1 protein-coding gene is annotated in these 1,527 nt (G+C 69.4%); it reads left to right on the top strand.

Annotation, left to right across the window (positions count from 1 at the left end; genetic code table 11):
- Nucleotides 1-147 precede the first annotated feature (147 nt).
- The coding region (locus FVW27_RS15230) for a HAMP domain-containing protein (RefSeq protein ID WP_167126707.1) at nt 148-1,527 on the top strand (1,380 nt) is incomplete at its 3' end.

The following is a 1,527-nucleotide window of genomic DNA, read 5'->3' as shown; positions in this document are numbered from 1 at the left end:
GCAGGTGGCCTTTGCCGCGCGGGTGCAGGACGCGCTGGCCGTGGCCCTGCTGCCCGCCAAGGCGCAGGACGGCCCAGAGGGCGGCACGGTGGCCGCTACGGCGGACGATCTGGCGGACGATCTGGCGGACAACAAGGGGGGCGCGCCGTGCAGTTCCTGATCCGCCGCCTGGCCGAAGGCAACATCCGGCAGCTGGTGCTGTTCGGCATCTCGGTGTCCATCCTGGGGTTCTCGCTGCTGGGCGGGCTGTCGTACAACTACCTGCTGCAGATCGAGGACGCCCTGGCCCTGGCCGAGGTGGTGGACGACCTCAGCAACGACATCCTGGAAATCCGCCGCTACGAAAAGAACTACCTGCTCTACGCCATGGAGGAGGACCACGCCGAGAACCTGGTGTTCATCGGCAGGGCGCTGGATGTCATCGAGCGCATCGAACCGGGCGGCAACGGGGTACAGGGCACCGATCTGCGGGGCAGCGACGGGCTGCGCGCCCTGCGCCGCGACCTGCACGGCTACCGCGATACCTTCAGCCGTCTGGGCGAGGTGCAGCTTGCCGGGCCGCAGCGCGAACGCGAGCGGGGGGCGCTGCGAGAAGACCTGCGCGAACAGGGCAAGGCGCTGGTGGCGCAGGCCCGTCAGATCGTCACCTACCAGCGCGAGCGCATCCTGGGCATCGTGGGGTCGCTGAAGCACCAGCTGCTGCTGTCCATCGGGGCCATGGTAGGGCTGGCGACGTTCTTTTCGTGGCTCATCGGGCGGCGCATTCTGGGGGCGCTGTCGGTCATCGAGCGTTCGGCCCGCCAGATCGTGCAGGGCAGCCTGGAACGGCTGCCCCTGCCCGCCACCAGCGACGAGACGCGCGGCGTGGTGGAGGCCTTCAACCACATGCTGGTGGAGCTGGAGCACCGCCAGAACCAGCTGGTGCAGGAAAAGAAGCTGGCTTCGCTGGGGGTGCTGACATCGGGCATCGCGCACCAGCTGAACAACCCGCTGAACAACATCTCCACCTCGTGCCAGATACTGCGCGAGGAGCTGCGGTACGCCACGGGCGGCAACGGAGCGGAAGGCGGGACTGGCCGGATTGGCGGGTCCGGTGGCGCTGGCGGACCGGGGGGACCCGGTGGTGCAGGCGCCCTCGACCCGGCCCTTGCCGGGCGCATGCTGGAGAACATCCACCAGGAAGTGCACCGCTCGCGCGACATCGTGAAGGGGCTGCTGGAGTTTTCGCGCGAGACGGACTTTTCGCTCAAACCCGTGGCCCTGCGCGACGTGGTGGGCCGCAGCGTGGCGCTGGTGGCCAGCGAGGTGCCCGCGTGCATCGCCATCGATGCCGACGTGCCCGGCGACATCGTGCTGCCGCTGGACGTGCAGCGGTTTCAGGAAGTGCTGCTGAACCTGCTCATAAACGCCATTCAGGCCGTGCAGGCCGCGCAGGAGCGGGACGGCGGCGCGCCGGAAGGAGCCACTCCGGACGGATGCGCGCCGGACGGGGCCCTTCCCCGCGCCGGGGCCATCACCGTCACCGCC

Origin of the sequence: Nitratidesulfovibrio liaohensis (assembly GCF_011682075.1) — a bacterium.
Classification (GTDB): domain Bacteria; phylum Desulfobacterota; class Desulfovibrionia; order Desulfovibrionales; family Desulfovibrionaceae; genus Cupidesulfovibrio; species Cupidesulfovibrio liaohensis.
This window is presented reverse-complemented; position numbering and strand designations above follow the sequence as displayed.